The organism is Microbulbifer zhoushanensis (genome assembly GCF_021729055.1).
GTDB lineage: Bacteria > Pseudomonadota > Gammaproteobacteria > Pseudomonadales > Cellvibrionaceae > Microbulbifer > Microbulbifer zhoushanensis.
On record NZ_JAJSAO010000001.1, the window covers coordinates 249,781 to 268,010 of the forward strand.

Sequence of the window (18,230 nt, forward strand, 5' to 3'; positions counted from 1 at the left end):
TACCGTAAATTCAGCCGACGCGCCGCTCTATTCCGGCCTGGGACATCAGCTGGGTTGCCAGTTCCTCCACGGACAGCTGGGTGGCATCCAGGTAGGGGATCTGCGCCCGCCGCAACATCTGCTCTACCTGGCGCACCTCGAATTCGCACTGTTCCCGTGAAGCGTAGCGGCTGTTGGCGCGGCGCTCCTGCCGGATTGACATCAGCCGGTCGGGATCGATGGTGAGGCCGAACAGCTTGCGCCGGTAGGGGCGGAGGATTTTAGGCAGCGAGGTGGAGTCCATATCCTCCTCGGTGATGGGATAGTTGGCAGCGCGGAGGCCGAACTGCAGCGCCAGGTACAGGCAGGTGGGGGTCTTGCCCGAACGGGAGACTCCCACCAGGATGATATCGGCGCGGTCAAACTCCCGTACCCGGCGCCCGTCGTCGTTGTCCATAGCGTAGTGCACGGCCTCGATACGGTCGGTATAGCGGCTGTCGTTGGCAATACCGTGGGACACATTGACCGTCTGGGCGGGGTCGCTGCCGAAGAGGTTGGCCAGTGGCGTCAGGTAGCTTTCAAAGACATCCAGCATCAACGCGGGGCTCTGGTGGAGCTGCGCGCGAAACTCATCAGCGACGATACTGCTGATGACAATAGGCTGGCGCCCGGACTCGTGGGCGGCGCGCTCGATCCTCTCCATCACCCGTGCCACCTTATCCGCGGAATCGATATAGGGCAGGGTCACCTGCTCCACATGCTCGCTGCGAAACTGGGCCAGCAGGCTGTGGCCAATGGCCTCGACCGTGAGGCCGGTGCCATCGGAAACGAAGAATGCGGTGCGTTTATCCTTTGCCATGGGGGTCCCCGGGAGCTGTTTGGGTGGTCATGCTACGGCTTTTCCTGTTTGTAGTCTCGCGCGCGTTCTTGTAGAAAAATTACAACATTTTCGGCGCAAATTGCGGGGTATTTTTTACAAAACCCATCCTTATAATCAGCGCCTCAAATCCTGCTGCAGAGGGCGCACAAGTGACGAGTTTTACCATCAGCTTCGAGCAACTGGGCATGGGCGATGTCGACAAGGTCGGCGGCAAGAACGCCTCCCTGGGAGAGATGATCTCTTCCCTCGCCGGTGCCGGAGTCAGTGTGCCCGGTGGCTTTGCCACCACGGCTGACGCTTTCCGCGCCTTCCTCGCCCACGAAAAGCTCGAGGAGCGCATCGCCGCCCGCCTCCAGACCCTCAATGTCGAGGATGTCAGGGCGCTGGCGGAAGCCGGGGAGGAAATCCGTGGATGGATTATCGAGACCCCGTTCCCGGCGGAGCTGGAACAACAGATCCGCGATGGCTACGAAAAGCTGGGCGGTGGTGAAACCGCCGTGGCAGTGCGCTCCTCTGCCACCGCCGAGGACCTGCCGGATGCCTCGTTCGCGGGCCAGCAGGAGACATTCCTGAATATTCGCGGTATCGATGCTGTGCTGACCGCGGTGAAGGAGGTCTTCGCCTCCCTCTACAATGACCGCGCCATTGCTTACCGGGTCCACACCGGTTACGCCCATGCCGGCGTTGCCCTCTCCGCGGGTATCCAGCATATGGTACGCAGCGATATCGGTGCCGCCGGTGTTATGTTCACGCTGGATACCGAAAGCGGATTCCGCGATGCGGTATTTATCACTTCCGCATACGGCCTCGGTGAGACCGTGGTGCAGGGCGCAGTGAACCCGGATGAATTTTACCTGTACAAGCCGGCACTGCTGGCTGGTCGCCCGGCAATCCTGCGCCGCAACCGTGGCAGCAAGGCGATAAAGATGGTCTATGACCAGGGGGGAGAATGCGGCCGTTCCGTCAAAACCGAGCAGGTGGCCGAGGAAGATCGGCTCACCTTCTCGCTGACTGACGAGGAATTGACCAGCCTGGCCCTGCAAGCCTGCAAGATCGAGGAACACTACGGCCGGCCGATGGATATCGAGTGGGCCAAGGATGGGGAAACCGGCAAGCTGTTTATTGTCCAGGCACGCCCGGAGACGGTCCGCTCCCGGGACGAAGGCACCAGTATCGAGCGTTACCACCTGCGGGAGCGCGGCGATGTGCTGTGCGAGGGCCGTGCAATCGGCCAGCGTATTGGCGCCGGTCGTGTGCGGGTGCTGGATTCAGTCGAGGATATGGCTGCAATGCAGGACGGTGAGGTCCTGGTTACCGATATGACAGACCCGGATTGGGAACCGGTGTTGAAAAAGGCCAGCGCTATCGTGACCAATCGCGGCGGCCGTACCTGCCATGCTGCGATTATCGCCCGCGAGCTGGGTATTCCCGCTGTGGTCGGTTGCGGCAACGCCACCGAACTGCTGCAGGACGGCACCCCGGTTACCGTCTCCTGTGCAGAGGGTGATACCGGTTTCGTAATGTCCGGTGAGCTGGAGTTCGAGCGCGAGCAGACCGAAGTGCAGGATATGCCCGAGCTGCCGTTCAAGATCATGCTGAACGTCGGTAACCCCGATCGCGCGTTTGCGTTCAGCCACCTGCCTAACGAAGGGGTAGGCCTGGCGCGCCTCGAGTTTATCCTCAACCGCATGATCGGCATTCACCCGAAAGCGCTGCTGGAGCTGGACAAGCTGCCGGAAGACCTGCAGAAAACGATTCGCGAGCGCATTGGCGGCTACGATTCCCCGGAAGACTTTATTGTCGAAAAGCTGGTGGAGGGCATCTCAACCCTGGCCGCGGCCTTTGCCCCGAACCGGGTGATCGTGCGGCTGTCAGACTTCAAGTCGAATGAGTACGCACACCTGGTGGGCGGGCAGCTGTACGAGCCCAGCGAGGAGAACCCGATGCTGGGCTTCCGTGGTGCCGCGCGCTATCGCTCTGACGACTTTCGCCAGTGCTTTGCCCTGGAGTGCCGTGCACTGAAGAAGGTGCGCGATGAGATGGGGCTGGATAACGTTGAAATCATGGTGCCGTTCGTGCGCACACCTGCAGAGGCCGCCGAAGTGGTGTCCCTGATGGCGGACAACGGTCTCAAGCGTGGTGAGCGCGGCCTGAAAGTGATCATGATGTGCGAGCTGCCCTCAAATGCCTTGCTGGCGGAGGATTTCCTGCAGCACTTTGATGGCTTCTCGATCGGCTCCAATGACCTCACCCAGCTTACCCTGGGCCTGGACCGGGATTCCGGTCTGGTGGCAGAGCTGTTTGATGAGCGCGACCCGGCGGTTAAGCTGCTGCTTTCCAAGGCGATCCGCGCCTGCAAGAAGGCCGGCAAGTATGTGGGCATCTGCGGCCAGGGCCCGTCTGATCACAAGGACTTTGCCCGCTGGCTGATGGATGAGGGTATCGACAGCGTATCCCTGAACCCGGATACCGCGGTGGATACCTGGCTGTTCCTTGCCAGTGACCCTGAAGCGCAATAACCCAAAAGCGGCCCGTAAGGGCCGCTTTTTTTTGCCTGCATTCCTGACATCAATCCAGGTTCGGATCCCGGTGTTACCCGGGACGTTCACACTGCATTACCGGCGGGGATCAAAGTTTTATTCTGGGCCCACAAAGTAGCCTGCCGACCCCTTTCCTTTCCCCCCCGTTAAGAATTCCGGCACTGAGTCATACCAATGTTACCAGCCCGGGACAGGTAGCGACCCAATTTCCCATTCTTTACCCCCTAACGACGAAACCTGTACCAGTGGAAAGCCATTCCCCGGTCGTAATTACCAGTGCCCCAAACCACCTCAATAACGGCCATCCGTGACAGAAGGAATCTGTCTAAGGGTCTCGTCTGGCGGCAATAGAATCGAATAGTGAATGGACCTGCTGCCGCTTTACTTTTGCCAAACAGGCAGTGGGGTTAAGAAGAAGCCAACGAATACGCGGAAGGGACCAGGGAATGAAAACTGATGACGCCCGTGCAGGCGCGATCAATGTCCGCGTCGAGTCAAGTGAGGTGATGTATGCACACGATCAGACGAGAATGGCCCCCACTCGCCTACGCGGGACTGATGCTCTTACTGCTCGCATTCCTGTCGGTTCCGGCCACAGCTAACCAGCGAGGCGTAAACTGGTTCGATGAGCAGGCCGCGGCATCGAGTTCCGGTGCACCATCAATCAAGATCAACCTGAGTGAGCAGCGCGCCTACTTCTACAAGGGCGGACGCCTTGTCGGGGTGTCCAAAGTGTCTTCGGGCAAGAAGGGCTACAGGACCAGCCCGGGGCATTTCCGGGTGCTGTCCAAACATCCCCGCCATCGCTCCACTATTTACGGCAGTTATGTCGACAAGCAGACCGGGCGAGTGGTTAAAGCCGATGTGAATACCCGTACCGATCGCCGCCCTCCCGGTACTTACTACCGTGGCGCGAAGATGCATTATTACATTCGCTTTAATGGCGGGATTGGGCTGCACGCGTCGGGGCACGTACCCAATTACCCGGCCTCGCACGGTTGTGTTCGCATGCCGCGGCATATGGCGCAGATATTCTATCGCTACGCCAGGATCGGAACGCCAGTGAGGGTCAGCTACTGATCGGGCCTCTGCACACCTATCAGCGGCTGCAATACCGGGTACTATCCGTGGGGATAATGCCCGGTATTTTTGTGCTTGCTTGCAAGTGCCGGGTGCGGCGGCATACTGGAGTGCAATTACTGTATTTTCCTGACTAGGCGGAAGGGGGCAGCTTGTGAAAATTTCCACACCGGACCTTTGTGATGAACATGGAGATGGGCTTCAGGTACTGGAACCCATGATGGTGAACTACGGTGGGCGTGAATGTTTCGGCGGCCGAATCGTCACCATCAAGTGCTTCGAGGACAATTCCCTGGTGCGGGAGCTGGTGGCGGAGCCGGGACGTGGGCAGGTGCTGGTGGTCGACGCTGGCGGATCCATGCGCAGGGCCTGTCTTGGCGACCAGCTGGCAGAGAAAGCCGTGGTCAATGGCTGGGAGGGCATATTGATGTATGGCTGTATCCGCGATGTGGATGAGATTGGCGAGCTGGACCTGGGTGTGCAGGCACTCGGTGCACATCCGATGAAGACCGAGAAAAAGGGAGTCGGTGAACGGGACCTTCCGGTGACATTCGGCGGTGTTACATTTACGCCGGGTGAGTTCGTTTATGCGGATAACAACGGTGTGATTGTGAGTGCTGGAGCACTTCTGTAATAGCTTGTTTGCGGGCAGCTTTGCTGGCACCTGATCTGTTATTTGACCCCTGGCGTAGCATTCCCTAGCCTGACTCATGGCTGGGGATGGTTGTGCCCGGGGGATGTTTTCCCCCAACTGGCCTTGAGCGGCCTTATCCCCGGGAGGACGCTGATGTCTGTCGTCCTTCGTCGTCGAAATAAGTGTCAAATGTGTTAGGCCGCGGACCTCCGCTGCGATGCAATGCGCCCCGGTCGCCTATCATGTGAGCTGACACCGTCATGCATACGCGGGGGCTTTCAGTGCCCGCCCATCCAGCACCCGGAAGGAAACAATGAGCGACCTGCGAAAAAAATGGTTCACCGGCCCACTGTTAAACCTGATTAAAAAAGTTCTCCCGCCCATCTCCGAAACCGAGCGTGAGGCCATGGAAGCGGGCGAAGTGTGGTGGGATGCGGAACTGCTGTCCGGCAAGCCCAACTGGGACGAACTCCTGAGCATGGGGCCACCGAAACTTACCGAGGAAGAACAGGCTTTTCTCGATGGCCCGACTGAAGAGCTCTGCCAGATGGTGGACGACTGGCAGATCAGCTTCGAGGACCGCGACATTCCCGACGAGGTCTGGGAGTTCCTGAAGAAAGAGCGCTTTTTCGGCATCATTATTCCCAAGGAATATGGCGGTCTCGGTTTCTCGCCTACGGCCCATGCCGAGATTGTCACCAAGATCTCTACCCGCAGCACTACTGTGGGCGTCACCGTAATGGTCCCCAACTCCCTCGGCCCCGGTGAGCTGCTGATGGCACACGGTACTGAGGAGCAGAAGGATTATTTTCTGCCGCGCCTGGCCGACGGCCGGGAACTCCCGTGTTTCGGCCTGACAGGTGTGGAGGCCGGATCTGACGCCGCCTCGATGACCGACCGCGGGGTGGTCTGTTACGGCGAATACAATGGTGAGAAGACGCTGGGGATGCGGGTTAACTGGCACAAGCGTTACATTACGCTGGCGCCGGTGGCAACGATCCTGGGACTTGCCTTTAAGCTTTATGATCCCGATCACCTCCTGGGAGACGAGGAGGAGCTGGGGATCACCGTGGCCCTGGTACCCACCGATACCGAGGGTGTCACCATTGGCCAGCGCCACCTGCCGGCCATGCAGGCATTCCAGAATGGACCCAACTGGGGCAAGGATGTCTTTATCCCCATGGAGTGGATTATTGGCGGGCAGGAGAATGTGGGGCGCGGCTGGCACATGCTGATGAGCGCCCTGGCTGCGGGTCGCGGTATTTCCCTGCCGTCACTCTCTACCGGTGGCGCGAAGATGTCTGCACGCCTCACCGGTGCCTATGCGCGGGTGAGGGAGCAGTTCGGCATCCCGATCGGCAAGTTCGAGGGTGTACAGCACCGCCTGGCCGAGATCGCGAGCATCGCCTACGTGCTGGATTCCGCCCACAAGACCACCACCCGCGCCCTGGACGAGGGGCTCAAGCCCGCGGTCGTTTCGGCAATCATGAAGGCCCACGCTACCTACGGGCTGCGCAATGCCATCAATGACGCGATGGATATCCATGCGGGCAAGGCGATCATGGACGGACCGCTTAACTATATCGGCAATGTCTACCGGGCCGTGCCGGTGGCCATTACCGTGGAAGGGGCCAACATCCTGACGCGCAGCCTGATGATCTTCGGCCAGGGAGCCATCCGCTGCCATCCCTACCTGCTGGACGAGATGCTTGCGGCGGAAAATGAGGATACGGAAGCCGGCACGGAAGAGCTGGACGAGCTGTTGCCCAAGCACGCCTGGTTCCAGGTCAAGACGCTGGCCCGGGGCTTTTTCCATGGCTGGACCGTCGGCCTGTTTGCCAGCAGCCCGCGCGGCGTGGGCGCGGCGGCCAAGTACTATCGACAGCTGAACCGCTATTCCGCCATCCTGACCCTGGCTACTGAAATATCCCTGATGTCCCTGGGCGGCGAGTTGAAGCGCAAGGAGCTGATCTCTGCGCGCCTCGGTGATGTGCTCAGCCAGCTCTACCTGCTCAGCTCGACACTGAAGCGATTCAAGGACGACGGCAGCCCGGAGGCAGACAGGCCGTTGCTGGAATTCTCCATGCGCGCCGGTCTCCACAAGATTGAGGTCAGCCTGATGGAGGTCTACCAGAATTTCCCCCGTCGTTTCCTCGGCCACCTGATGCATTTCCTCACCATGCCCTGGGGCCACAGCGTGCATACCGCATCAGACCGCCAGGCCCGGGCCTGCGCCGAGCTCCTGATGGAGCCGTCCGAGACCCGGGACCGGCTTACCCGGGGAGTCTTCCTGGGTAACCCGGGAGACGGCGTGGACATCATGGAACAGGCTTTCAACAAAGTTTGTGCGACCCAGGAAGCCCGCGACAAGATGAAGAAAGCCGGGCTGCGGCAATTGAACGCAGACTGTATCGACAAGGCGCTGGAGAAGAAGGTGATCAGCGAAGAAGAGGCCAGCGCATTGCAGGAAGCCGCCGAAGCGGTCAACCTGGCAATCCAGGTGGATCACTTCGACCACCTCAGCCCCTGCGGCGACAAGGCGAAGCACGAGGAGTAAATCCGCACCCCGCCCGTAAACCGGGCGGGGCAGGGCAGGAGCAATTCCGTGGAGAAAGAAACACGGCGCCTAGACTGCGCCGAGGCCTGCGTCGATGCAGTGCTGGAAAAAGTGGGCAAACGAATCGTGCTGGGCCTGCCGCTGGGTATCGGCAAGGCCAACCACTTTGCCAATGCCCTGTATGCCAGGGCTGCCGCAGACCAGTCCATTTCCCTGACGATTTTTACTGCCCTGACCCTGGAGCGTCCCCGGGGCAAGGGGGAAATCCAGCGGCGCTTTATCCAGCCGCTGCTGGACCGCCTCTACAACCATTACCAGGATCTCGCTTTCACAGATCCCCGCCACCGTGGCCAGTTGCCGCCCAACATAGAAGTCTGCGAGTTTTTTATGCAGCCCGGGGCCTACGTGCACAACGCCACGGCGCAGCAGAGTTACGTCAGCTCCAACTATACCCATGTGACCCGCGACCTCTTCGACCGTGGGGTGAACGTGGTTGCGCAAATGGTGGCCCCGGATCCGGACGGTTCTGGAGGCGCGTACAGCCTGAGCAGCAATCCCGACCTGACTCTGCCAATACTGCGGGAGGCGGCGGCACGGAAGGACTATGAGCTCTACATGCTCGGTGAGGTCAATCCGCAGCTGCCCTTTATGCCCGGTGACTCGGTGCTGGAGGCCGGTGATTTCGATTTTCTGCTGGAAGGGGATGCCTTTGATACCCCGCTGTTCTGCGCGCCCACCACGCCGGTGAACTTTACCGAGTACAGCCTGGGATTCCACGTGGCCAGCCTGGTACCCGATGGCGGAACCCTGCAAGTGGGGATCGGCGCAATCGGTGATGCTGTCTGCCATGCGCTGCGCCTGCGCCATGAACACAATGATCTCTACCGGGGCATCCTGCAGGACCTGACCTCGGACGACTCGCTGCAATATCGCCAGCGCCTGCCCATGGAGACCGGGACCTTTGACCGGGGGCTGTACGGCGCCAGCGAGATGGTTCCACCCGGGTTCCTGCACCTGCGCCGCGAGGGGATACTGACCCGGGAGGTGTACCCGGATGCCAGCCTGCAGTCCCTGCTGGACAGCGGAGCGGTAGAAGCGATTGCCGATGAGCAGCTGCTGCTGGCGCTCAGGGACTGCGGCAGGATCAGCTGCCCGTTGACGCAGGCGGACACTGAATTCCTGCAGTCCATTGGTGCCATCGATCCCAGTTACAGCTGGCGTGGTCACAGGCTGCTGAGCCCGGACGGCGAGGAGGAGGAGAGCGATCTCCATAGTGCGCATGGCCGGCGGCGGCTGCTGGGTAGCCGTGCAGGACAGAAGCTACGCGGCGGCACCTGGCTTCACGGCGGTTTTTACCTGGGCCCGTCTTCCATGTATGCGGAACTTCGCCAGATGCCGGAAGACGAGCTTGCCGGCATCAATATGACCGCAATCGATTTCATCAATGATCTGCTGGGCGACACCGAGCTTAAAATTGCACAGCGGCAACAGGCGCGTTTCGTCAATGCAGCGATGATGGTAACCCTGAATGGGGCAGTGGTTTCCGATGGGCTGGCGGACGCCCAGGTGGTGAGTGGTGTGGGCGGCCAATATAACTTTGTTGCCCAGGCGCACCAGCTACCAGGTGGCCGTTCCGCAATCGCCCTGGCCAGCACCCGGGAAAGTCATGGCGAAACACGTAGTAATATCGTCTGGGAATACCCCCACTGTACCATTCCCCGGCATCTCCGCGATATTGTGGTCACCGAGTATGGCGTTGCTGACCTGCGGGGGAAAAGCGACCGCGACGTGATTGCCGCAATGCTGGCCATCTGCGATTCACGCTTCCAGGAAGAGTTGCTGGAAAAGGCCAGGTCGGCCGGCAAGATCGAGGCCGACTTCACCATTCCGCTGGAGTTTACGGAAAACACCCCTGAGCGTATCCGCGCGGCCTATAACACTGACGAGCGGCTGGCGCAGTTGCCTTATTTTCCACTGGGGACCGATTTCACGGAGGAAGAAGCCCTGTTGGCAGTGGCCCTGGGGCGGCTCAAAGTGCACAGCAAGAAATGGTGGAAGGTCGTGCCCCTGGCGCTGGCCGGGCGGGGCGCCTCTGCGGACCGCTCAAAGGAGGCGGACTACATCCACCGGTGCCTGGAGCGGATGGCATTCGAGGATACGGATACCTTCGAACATCGCCTCGAGGGTTACCTGGTTGCCGGGGCCCTGCGTCGCTTTGTGGACTTGCGCCGACCGCTGACTGTGGATGAGCCGCCCCGGGGCAGTGATGCATAAGAAAGGGCCGCAGGGCGGCCCGGAAAGTGAGTGAAATGATATTTTCAGCACGGGGCTTACTTGAACTGGTCTTCCTCGGTGGAGCCGGTCAGCGCGGTTACTGAGGACTGCCCGCCCTGGATGACATTGGTCATGTCATCGAAGTAGCCGGTACCCACCTCCTGCTGGTGCGCGACAAAGGTATAGCCTTTATCGGCGTCGGCAAACTCCTTCTCCTGCAGGCGCACATAGGCAGACATGTCTTCACGGGCATAGTCGTAAGCCAGGTTGAACATGCTATTCCACATGTTGTGGATGCCGGCCAGGGTGATGAACTGGAATTTGTACCCCATGGCCGACAGTTCCCGCTGGAACCTGGCGATGGTGTCGTCGTCCAGGTTTTTTCTCCAGTTGAAGGAGGGCGAGCAGTTATAGGACAGCAACTGGTCCGGGTAATCCTTGCGGATCGCCTCGGCAAATTTCTTCGCCTCCTCCAGGTTCGGGGTGGCGGTTTCACACCACAGCAGGTCGGCATAGGGTGCATAGGAGAGGCCGCGGGCTATGGCCTGGTCGATACCGGCCTTGACCCGGTAGAAACCCTCGGCGGTGCGTTCCCCGGTCAGGAAGGGCGCATCGCGCTCGTCGTGGTCGGATGTCATCAGGTCCGCGGCATTGGCGTCCGTACGGGCCAGGACAATAGTGGGAACCCCCTCAATATCTGTCGCCAGGCGTGCTGCTACCAGCTTCTGTATGGCCTCCTGGGTCGGCACCAGGACTTTGCCGCCCATGTGGCCACACTTCTTCACGGAAGCCAGCTGGTCTTCAAAGTGCACGCCGGAGGCGCCGGCACGGATCATGTTCTTCATCAGCTCAAAGGCGTTCAGGACGCCGCCAAAACCCGCTTCGGCATCGGCGACAATCGGCGCGAAATAGTCGATATAGCCGTCGTCCCCGGGATTCTTGCCGGTCTTCCACTGAATCTGGTCAGCGCGCTCGAAGGCATTGTTGATGCGGCGCACCACGGTGGGGACCGAGTCAACTGCGTACAGGGACTGGTCCGGGTACATGGTCTCCGAGCTGTTGGCGTCGGCGGCTACCTGCCAGCCTGACAGGTAGATGGCCTGGACGCCGGCCTTCACCTGCTGTACCGCCTGGCCGCCGGTCAGGGCGCCCATGGCATTGACAAAGTCCTTTTCCGGGCGGAAATCCGGCCGACCACCCTCGTTGATCAGCTTCCAGAGCCGCTCCGCGCCACGCCGGGCGATGGTGTTCTCCCGCTTGATGGAGCCCCGCAGGCGTACCACATCTTCGGCGCTGTAGGTGCGCTCAACACCTTTCCAGCGGGGGTTCTCCGCCCAGTCTTTCTCGATGGCCGCTATTTCGGCCTTGCGGTCATAGTTGCCGGTAGTCATCGGTTGCTTTCCCTCGAAATGGTGGCTGCGAATTAGGTATTGAGCATCTGGCGCCGGGACGGCCCGGCTGGCCAGTCTCCATGGTCTCTGTCGCGCCGTCGCCCGGCACCCGGCTGCGCTCCTGGCGCAGGGTGCTTCCTCATGAGCAGAGGCCCGGACTTGCCTGCGCCTTGCTGATACCGCTCAGCCACTGCATGTCGCCGGGAGGATTGAGCAGGGCAAACTTGAGCAGGTAACAGCCAGAATTAAAGACCAGAACACGGCCTGGCGTGGCCATAGCTTCCGCCAGATAGGCACTGTCCTCCCATAAGGCTAGTCGAATCTGGCGCGATATCCCCCCGATTCGGGCAGGCAAACACAAAAGGCCGCTGCTGTGGCCTGGTTCCCGGAGAAGGCCGGTTTTTCACTATCCATAAAAAAGGGGCCACCAAGTGGCCCCAAAAGTGAGTGAATAAGCTGCAGCAGTTGGCAGTATCTGGGCCTGCCAGGGCTGCTGCCTGATGACAGCGCTTAGCTGAACTGGTTCATGGTGTTGTCTTTACCCGCTGCCTTGAGGGCAGCTTCACCGGCAAAGTATTCCTTGTGATCGTCACCCATGTCGGAGCCCGCCATGTTCTGGTGTTTGACGCAGGCGATACCCTGGCGAATTTCCTTGCGCTGCACGCCTTCCACGTAACCCAGCATGCCTTTTTCACCGAAGTACTCCTTCGCCAGGTTGTCGGTAGACAGCGCGGCAGTGTGGTAGGTCGGCAGGGTGATCAGGTGGTGGAAGATACCGGCTTCACGGGCTGCATCTGCCTGGAAGGTACGGATCTTGTCGTCGGCCTCGCGGGACAATTCGGTATCGTCGTATTCCGCACTCATCAGGTTTTCGCGGTTGTAGGCAGAAACGTCCTTGCCTTCCTCCTGCCAGGCGTCGAACACTTGCTGGCGGAAGTTCAGGGTCCAGTTGAACGACGGGCTGTTGTTGTAAACGAGCTTCGCATTCGGCACCTGCTTGCGGATTTCGTCCATCATGCCGCCGATCTGGCCGACATGGGGCTTCTCGGTTTCAATCCAGATCAGGTCAGCGCCGTTCTGCAGGGATGTCACGCTGTCGAGGATACAGCGGGCCTCGCCAGTACCCTGGCGGAACTGGAACAGGTTGGAGGCCAGGCGCTTCGGACGCAGCAGCTTGCCGTCGCGGTTGATGATTACATCGCCGTTGGCCAGGTCGCCCGCGGCCACTTCCTCGCAATCCAGGAAGGAGTTGTACTGGTCACCCAGGTCGCCCGGTTCCTTGGTCACCGCGATCTGCTTGGTCAGGCCGGCGCCGAGGGAATCGGTACGGGCGACGATCACGCCGTCCTCTACACCCAGTTCCAGGAACGCGTAGCGTACCGCGCGGATCTTGGCCAGGAACTCTTCATGGGGAACGGTTACTTTGCCGTCCTGGTGGCCACACTGCTTCTCGTCGGAAACCTGGTTTTCGATCTGGATACAGCAGGCACCGGCTTCAATCATTTTCTTGGCCAGCAGGTAAGTCGCTTCCGCGTTGCCGAAACCGGCATCGATGTCGGCAATGATCGGGACAACGTGAGTCACGTGATTGTCGATCTTGTCGATAATCGCTTTCTCGCCGTCCTTGTCGCCGGCCTCACGGGCAGCATCCAGCTCGCGGAACAGGCCGCCCAGCTCACGGGCGTCAGCCTGGCGCAGGAAGGTGTACAGCTCTTCGATCAGGGCCGCGACGGAAGTCTTTTCATGCATGGATTGGTCGGGCAGGGGGCCAAATTCACTGCGCAGTGCTGCGACCATCCAGCCGGACAGGTACAGGTAACGGCGATCGGTGTTGCCTTCAAAGTGCTTCTTGATGGAAATCATTTTCTGCTGGCCGATAAAGCCATGCCAGCAACCAAGTGACTGGGTGTACTTGGTGCAATCCTTGTCGTAAGCCTCCATGTCCTTACGCATGATATTGGCGGTGTACCTGGCGATCTCGAGGCCGTTCTGGAATTTGTTCTGGAGGCGCATACGTGCCACGGATTCCGGGTTAATGGCATCCCAGGAGCTGCCATTGGCTTTACGGAGCTTGGCTGCCGCTTCGATTTCTTGCGAGTAAGTAGACATTGGCTTTGTTTCCTCGAAAAGAGATGACTGCGATTTGTTGTTGCATATGCTAGAGGCCTTGGCATAATTTGGCTAATTTATTGCCATTATTTTCACTATCAGTCAGATAAATACTATGAGCCTGGAAAGAGCCGACCTGAACCTGCTGGTCTACCTGGATGTGCTGTTGCGGGAGCGCAATGTCACCCGCGCCGCCAATTACCTGGGGCTGTCGCAGCCCGCCATGAGCAACGGCCTCAAGCGACTGCGGGAGCTGTTTGATGACCCGCTGCTGGTCCGCACCCGCGAGGGCATGATGCCCACCGAGCGGGCGCTGGAACTGCAGCCGATGGTGCGGGAAGCTCTGGCGTCCATCGACCGGGTAATCCAGCCCAACCGCGACTTCAAGCCTGACGGCGCCCGCCGGACCTTCCGCATCATGGCCAGCGATTACGCCGAGTCCACGCTGATCCCGCCGCTGCTGCGGCGCCTGCGGGACCAGGCGCCGGGCATCAGCCTGGACATCATGACGCCCAGTGACGTCAGCTTTGTCGACGTGGAGCAGGGCAAGGTGGATATGGTGATCAACCGCTTTGACAGCATGCCCCAGAGCTTCCACCAGGCCACCGTGTGGCGGGACAGCTTCTCCTGCGTAATGCGGGCAGATAACCCCATCCTGGAGGACTACACCCTGCAGTCGTACCTGAAGGCGCAGCACATCTGGGTCAGCAAGACTGGTATGGGTGTTGGCGTGGGGGTCAATCCCGAGGATGTGCAGCGCCTGGGCTGGGTCGACGAGGCCATCGGGCGCCAGGGGGAGAAACGCGATATCTCCGTGTTTACCCGCCACTACCAGGTTGCCATGCTGCTGGCGGAGCAGAGCGACCTGATTGTGACGGTGCCCACCCGGCTGGCGCAGCTGGCCAGCGACAACCCCCGGATCGCGCGCCGCGAGCCGCCACTGGATATCCCCCCACTGGAGCTGAAGATGGCCTGGAGCCCGCTGCTGCAGCAGAGTGCGCCGCATAGGTGGCTGCGGCGGCTGATCCTGGATATCGGGCGGCAGCTATAGGGCGCAGTCGCCAGCCACGCCACTTATCCCCGGGGCATCGGAGCTACCAGCGCCCGGGCCGGCCTGGAGGCTGGCGCTTCAGCAGCCGGTCTGGCAGTTGAAGTTGTCGTAGCCGGAAGTGGTATACCAGCTGCTGTTGCTACCGCCAGAGCCGCTCCAGTTACTGAGGTCGAAGCTGCCATGGCCGTCCGCGTCGCCCTGGATCCTGTAGACCGTAGCGGCCTGGCCACCGTTGTCCCAGACCAGGGGGGCGCCAGCGGTGATGCGCTCAGGAAAACTGTTGGGCTCCATGAAATAGGCCGCGCCTTCCCCGTAGACTGTGGCCACACCGTTGCCGTCCAGGGCGACGAAGGTCGCTTCCTCCAGCCCGATGGCTCGTTCGCCCAGGGTGCTCCGGTCCTGGATGCTGCGGGCCAGGAACCCGAATGTGCGTCCATGGCGCGTCTCAGCCTTGCGGCCATTTCCGGTGACCCGGTCCAGGTGGGTGTCGGTGATCACGCCGGCGAGTTGCGGGTGCAAGAGGAAATCGCCGTGATTGATGTCCTGGGTGTTGGCGTGATACGGGTCGTCGAGGATTTCCTTCGACAGGACGCCCAGGTTGGCAGGCGCATAGTAAGACTGGCCGAGAACGGCCAGGCCCGCGCTGGTGCCGGCGATCGGCGCCCGCTTCACGTTCAGGTGGTCATTGAGGGCATCTTCGACCAGGGTATCCTTCCAGAAGTCTTCATACTCATTCTGGTCGCCCCCGGCGATAAAAATGATCTCGGCATTCTGGATGTATGAAACCAGGGAGGGATCGTTGGCGGAGTTCCTGTCGTCGATTGAAAGCTCTGCCGCCGAGCCCAGGTCCGGGCCGAAAGTGTCGCACATCCAGTCTGCCTGGCCACCAGTACCGCCGGTGCGTAGTACGAGGTAGTCACCGCCGCGGGCGTGGTCAACCAGCCATTGGGTAGCGGCGATCTCGCCGGTGGCCCCGGCCTCAGCACCCCCGATGAGTAGTGAGGCCCGGGAAACGGAAGTGCTGTTGTCGGGCGTACCGCAGGCCTGGTAATACTCGGAGCTGCCACCGCCACCACCGCCGCCACCTCCACCGCCGTTTCCGCCACCGCCGTTTCCGCCACCGCCATCGTGGGGCGGCTTGGCCCAGGCGCCGGCGGCCATCAGGGCTACCATCGCAGCGATTGTCACTTGCTTCTTGCCTTGGTTCATAGAGGTACCTTTCTTATCAAGTTATTTTAAGTTTGCCTTCTCTCGCGCGGCGGCCGTGTATGGCCGTCCTCCTCCGGTGGTCTTTGCTCCCCTGCACCGCAGGGATGCATGACCGGATCGAGAAGAAGCTAGCATTAGGGAGTGGGAAGGAGTGGCGCCCATCCACACGGGGGAAAAAATTCGACAGAATGGGGCGAAAATTTAACAGTACGCCGGTAGCCCATTCTCACCGGAATTCACAACATGAATAGCGGGCATATAGTCAATAAATTAGTGTTATGTGGATGTGACTGTTTAGAATATGCCATCGCCATTAACCCGCAGGAGGCCTGGAAATGACGGAGCGAGTGAAAGTCGGGACGATGTTGGTAGCCAGGGAGCTTCAACAACTGATTGACGAGGAAGTGATCCCGGATACGGGAGTCGAAGCTGGCCATTTCTGGGCCGAGCTTGAAAAAATAGTCCGGGACCTGGCACCGGTTAACCGCTCCCTGCTCGACAAGCGCGACAGAATCCAGGAGCAGATCGACCAGTGGTACACCGACAATCCCGGCGCTTACCGGGACCTCGATCGGTATAAAGAATTCCTCCGCGAAATCGGCTACCTGGTCGCTGAGCCCGCTGATTTCAGTGCCGCTACCGAGAACGTGGACGAGGAAATCGCAACCATGGCCGGACCACAGCTGGTGGTGCCGGTAATGAACGCGCGCTATGCCCTCAATGCCGCAAATGCACGCTGGGGAAGCCTGTACGACGCCCTGTATGGCACCGATGTAATCAGCGAAGAGGGTGGGGCAGAGAAAGGTACAGGCTATAACCCGGTGCGGGGCGAGAAGGTGATTGCCTTTGGCCGGGAGTTCCTCGACCAGGCGGCACCACTCACCGAGGGCAGCCACCGCGATGCAGTGGAATACCGGATTAATGGGAACCTGGTTGAGGTTCTGTTGCGCAACGGTGATATCGCCACGCTCAAGAGCCGTGGCCAGTTCCTTGGCTTTAACGGCGATGCCAACACTCCCGATGCCATCCTGCTGCAGCAGAATGGCCTGCGCTTTGAAATCCAGGTTGACCGGGACAGCCCGATCGGCAAGACAGATGCCGCGGGCGTGAAAGATATCCTGATGGAATCGGCACTGACCACCATCATGGATTGCGAAGATTCCGTCGCAGCAGTGGACGCCGAAGACAAGGTTGTGGTGTACCGCAACTGGCTGGGCCTGATGAAAGGCAACCTTGAGGAGTCCATCGACAAGGGCGGCAAGACCTTTGTCCGCAAGTTGAACGCAGACCGCGAATACAAGGCGCGGGATGGCAGCAGCTTCACCCTGCCCGGGCGCAGTCTGATGTTTGTTCGCAATGTCGGCCACCTGATGACGAACGATGCGATCCTCGATGGTGATGGCAATGAGGTGCCTGAGGGGATCCTGGACGGCATGATCACCAGCCTGATCGCGCTGCACGATATCCGCGGCAGCGGGGAGCAGAAGAATTCCCGCAGCGGCAGCATCTATATCGTCAAGCCGAAGATGCACGGCCCGGAGGAAGTGGCTTTTGCCAACACCCTGTTCGACCGTATCGAAGATGCCCTGGGCCTGGAGCGCAATACACTGAAAATGGGCATCATGGACGAGGAGCGCCGCACTACCGTCAACCTCAAGGCCTGTATTGCAGCCGCGCGGGAGCGAGTGGTATTTATCAACACTGGCTTCCTCGACCGTACCGGGGACGAAATCCATACCTCCATGCTGGCTGGCCCGATGATCCGCAAGGGCGACATGAAGCAGTCCACCTGGATCAATGCCTATGAAGACTGGAACGTGGATGTAGGCCTTGCTACCGGCCTCAAGGGGCGAGCGCAAATCGGCAAGGGCATGTGGCCCATGCCCGAGAAGATGGCGGCCATGATGGAGGCCAAGATTGGCCACCCCATGTCTGGAGCCAATACTGCCTGGGTGCCATCGCCCACCGCCGCGACGCTGCACGCCCTGCATTACCACCGGGTGAATGTGGCCGAGCGCCAGGAACTGCTGGCGGCGCGCGAGCCGGCCAGTCTGGACGATATCCTCACGGTGCCGGTGGCAGAGGATACCCGCTGGAGCGCCGAAGAGATCCAGCGCGAACTGGATAACAATGCCCAGGGCATCCTTGGTTACGTGGTGCGCTGGGTGGAGCAGGGCGTGGGTTGTTCCAAGGTGCCGGATATCAACGATGTCGGGCTGATGGAAGATCGCGCTACCCTGCGTATTTCCTCACAGCATATTGCCAACTGGCTCAAGCAGGGCATTGTCAGCGAGGCGCAGGTCCGGGAAACCATGGAGCGGATGGCAGCGGTGGTTGACCGGCAGAATGCCGGTGACGACAACTACCGCAATATGGCCCCGGACTTTGACCAGAGCGTGGCATTCCAGGCGGCCTGTGAACTGGTGTTCGAGGGCTGTGCACAGCCCAATGGTTACACCGAGCCGGTATTGCATCGTCGCCGCCGGGAGTTCAAGTCCAGGCAGCGCGCCTGATAACCCCGGCTTT

General features: G+C 60.4%; 11 protein-coding genes. 7 read left to right on the forward strand and 4 right to left on the reverse strand.

Annotated features, from left to right (window positions below):
* Positions 1–10: 10 nt before the first annotated feature.
* A complete protein-coding gene (gene ppsR / locus LVD10_RS01080; RefSeq protein WP_232942404.1) occupies positions 11–838 on the reverse strand; it encodes a posphoenolpyruvate synthetase regulatory kinase/phosphorylase PpsR in 828 nt (275 codons plus the stop codon).
* Positions 839–1,008: 170 nt separating this feature from the next.
* On the opposite strand from ppsR, the gene ppsA reads away from it, so the two are divergent.
* The 5 genes from ppsA (at position 1,009) to LVD10_RS01105 (ending at position 9,944) form a co-directional block, all read left to right on the forward strand.
* The gene (ppsA, locus tag LVD10_RS01085; RefSeq protein ID WP_237061427.1) at positions 1,009–3,378 is read left to right on the forward strand and encodes a phosphoenolpyruvate synthase; all 2,370 of its coding nucleotides are present in this window, start codon (positions 1,009–1,011) and stop codon (positions 3,376–3,378) included.
* A gap of 531 nt (positions 3,379–3,909) precedes the next feature.
* On the forward strand, positions 3,910–4,479 hold the full coding sequence (locus tag LVD10_RS01090; RefSeq protein ID WP_232942408.1) for a L,D-transpeptidase family protein: 570 nt from the start codon (positions 3,910–3,912) through the stop codon (positions 4,477–4,479).
* 154 nt (positions 4,480–4,633) lie between these two features.
* Positions 4,634–5,113: a ribonuclease E activity regulator RraA gene (rraA, locus tag LVD10_RS01095; protein WP_232942410.1), complete on the forward strand. Its 480-nt coding sequence runs from the start codon at positions 4,634–4,636 to the stop codon at positions 5,111–5,113.
* 313 nt (positions 5,114–5,426) lie between these two features.
* Positions 5,427–7,670 (forward strand): acyl-CoA dehydrogenase, encoded by a 2,244-nt coding sequence (locus LVD10_RS01100; RefSeq protein WP_232942412.1) that lies wholly within the window; start codon positions 5,427–5,429, stop codon positions 7,668–7,670.
* 48 nt (positions 7,671–7,718) lie between these two features.
* The gene (locus LVD10_RS01105) at positions 7,719–9,944 is read left to right on the forward strand and encodes an acetyl-CoA hydrolase/transferase C-terminal domain-containing protein (protein WP_237061428.1); all 2,226 of its coding nucleotides are present in this window, start codon (positions 7,719–7,721) and stop codon (positions 9,942–9,944) included.
* 56 nt (positions 9,945–10,000) lie between these two features.
* Here the strand turns inward: LVD10_RS01105 and aceA are convergent, their stop codons facing one another.
* Positions 10,001–11,335: an isocitrate lyase gene (aceA, locus tag LVD10_RS01110; protein WP_232942416.1), complete on the reverse strand. Its 1,335-nt coding sequence runs from the start codon at positions 11,333–11,335 to the stop codon at positions 10,001–10,003.
* A 510-nt stretch (positions 11,336–11,845) separates the two neighbouring features.
* The gene (locus tag LVD10_RS01115; protein WP_232942418.1) at positions 11,846–13,444 is read right to left on the reverse strand and encodes an isocitrate lyase; all 1,599 of its coding nucleotides are present in this window, start codon (positions 13,442–13,444) and stop codon (positions 11,846–11,848) included.
* A gap of 115 nt (positions 13,445–13,559) precedes the next feature.
* Here LVD10_RS01115 and LVD10_RS01120 point away from each other — a divergent pair, with 115 nt between their 5' ends.
* On the forward strand, positions 13,560–14,495 hold the full coding sequence (locus LVD10_RS01120; protein ID WP_232942420.1) for a LysR family transcriptional regulator: 936 nt from the start codon (positions 13,560–13,562) through the stop codon (positions 14,493–14,495).
* 78 nt (positions 14,496–14,573) lie between these two features.
* Here LVD10_RS01120 and LVD10_RS01125 read toward each other — a convergent pair whose 3' ends face one another.
* On the reverse strand, positions 14,574–15,704 hold the full coding sequence (locus tag LVD10_RS01125) for a cyanophycinase (protein WP_237061429.1): 1,131 nt from the start codon (positions 15,702–15,704) through the stop codon (positions 14,574–14,576).
* Between the two features lie 335 nt (positions 15,705–16,039).
* Here LVD10_RS01125 and LVD10_RS01130 point away from each other — a divergent pair, with 335 nt between their 5' ends.
* Entirely contained in the window at positions 16,040–18,217 is a 2,178-nt protein-coding gene (locus tag LVD10_RS01130; RefSeq protein WP_237061430.1) for a malate synthase G, read from the forward strand.
* The last annotated feature ends 13 nt before the right edge of the window (positions 18,218–18,230 follow it).

What these genes read in the sequence shown, in the direction of transcription:
- LVD10_RS01090 (WP_232942408.1), top strand. Translation starts at nt 3,910, where the DNA reads ATGCACACGATCAGACGAGAATGGCCCCCACTCGCCTACGCGGGACTG.
- LVD10_RS01120 (WP_232942420.1), top strand. Translation starts at nt 13,560, where the DNA reads ATGAGCCTGGAAAGAGCCGACCTGAACCTGCTGGTCTACCTGGATGTG.
- aceA (WP_232942416.1), bottom strand. Translation starts at nt 11,335, where the DNA reads ATGACTACCGGCAACTATGACCGCAAGGCCGAAATAGCGGCCATCGAG.
- LVD10_RS01125 (WP_237061429.1), bottom strand. Translation starts at nt 15,704, where the DNA reads ATGAACCAAGGCAAGAAGCAAGTGACAATCGCTGCGATGGTAGCCCTG.
- LVD10_RS01115 (WP_232942418.1), bottom strand. Translation starts at nt 13,444, where the DNA reads ATGTCTACTTACTCGCAAGAAATCGAAGCGGCAGCCAAGCTCCGTAAA.
- LVD10_RS01130 (WP_237061430.1), top strand. Translation starts at nt 16,040, where the DNA reads ATGACGGAGCGAGTGAAAGTCGGGACGATGTTGGTAGCCAGGGAGCTT.
- ppsR (WP_232942404.1), bottom strand. Translation starts at nt 838, where the DNA reads ATGGCAAAGGATAAACGCACCGCATTCTTCGTTTCCGATGGCACCGGC.
- LVD10_RS01100 (WP_232942412.1), top strand. Translation starts at nt 5,427, where the DNA reads ATGAGCGACCTGCGAAAAAAATGGTTCACCGGCCCACTGTTAAACCTG.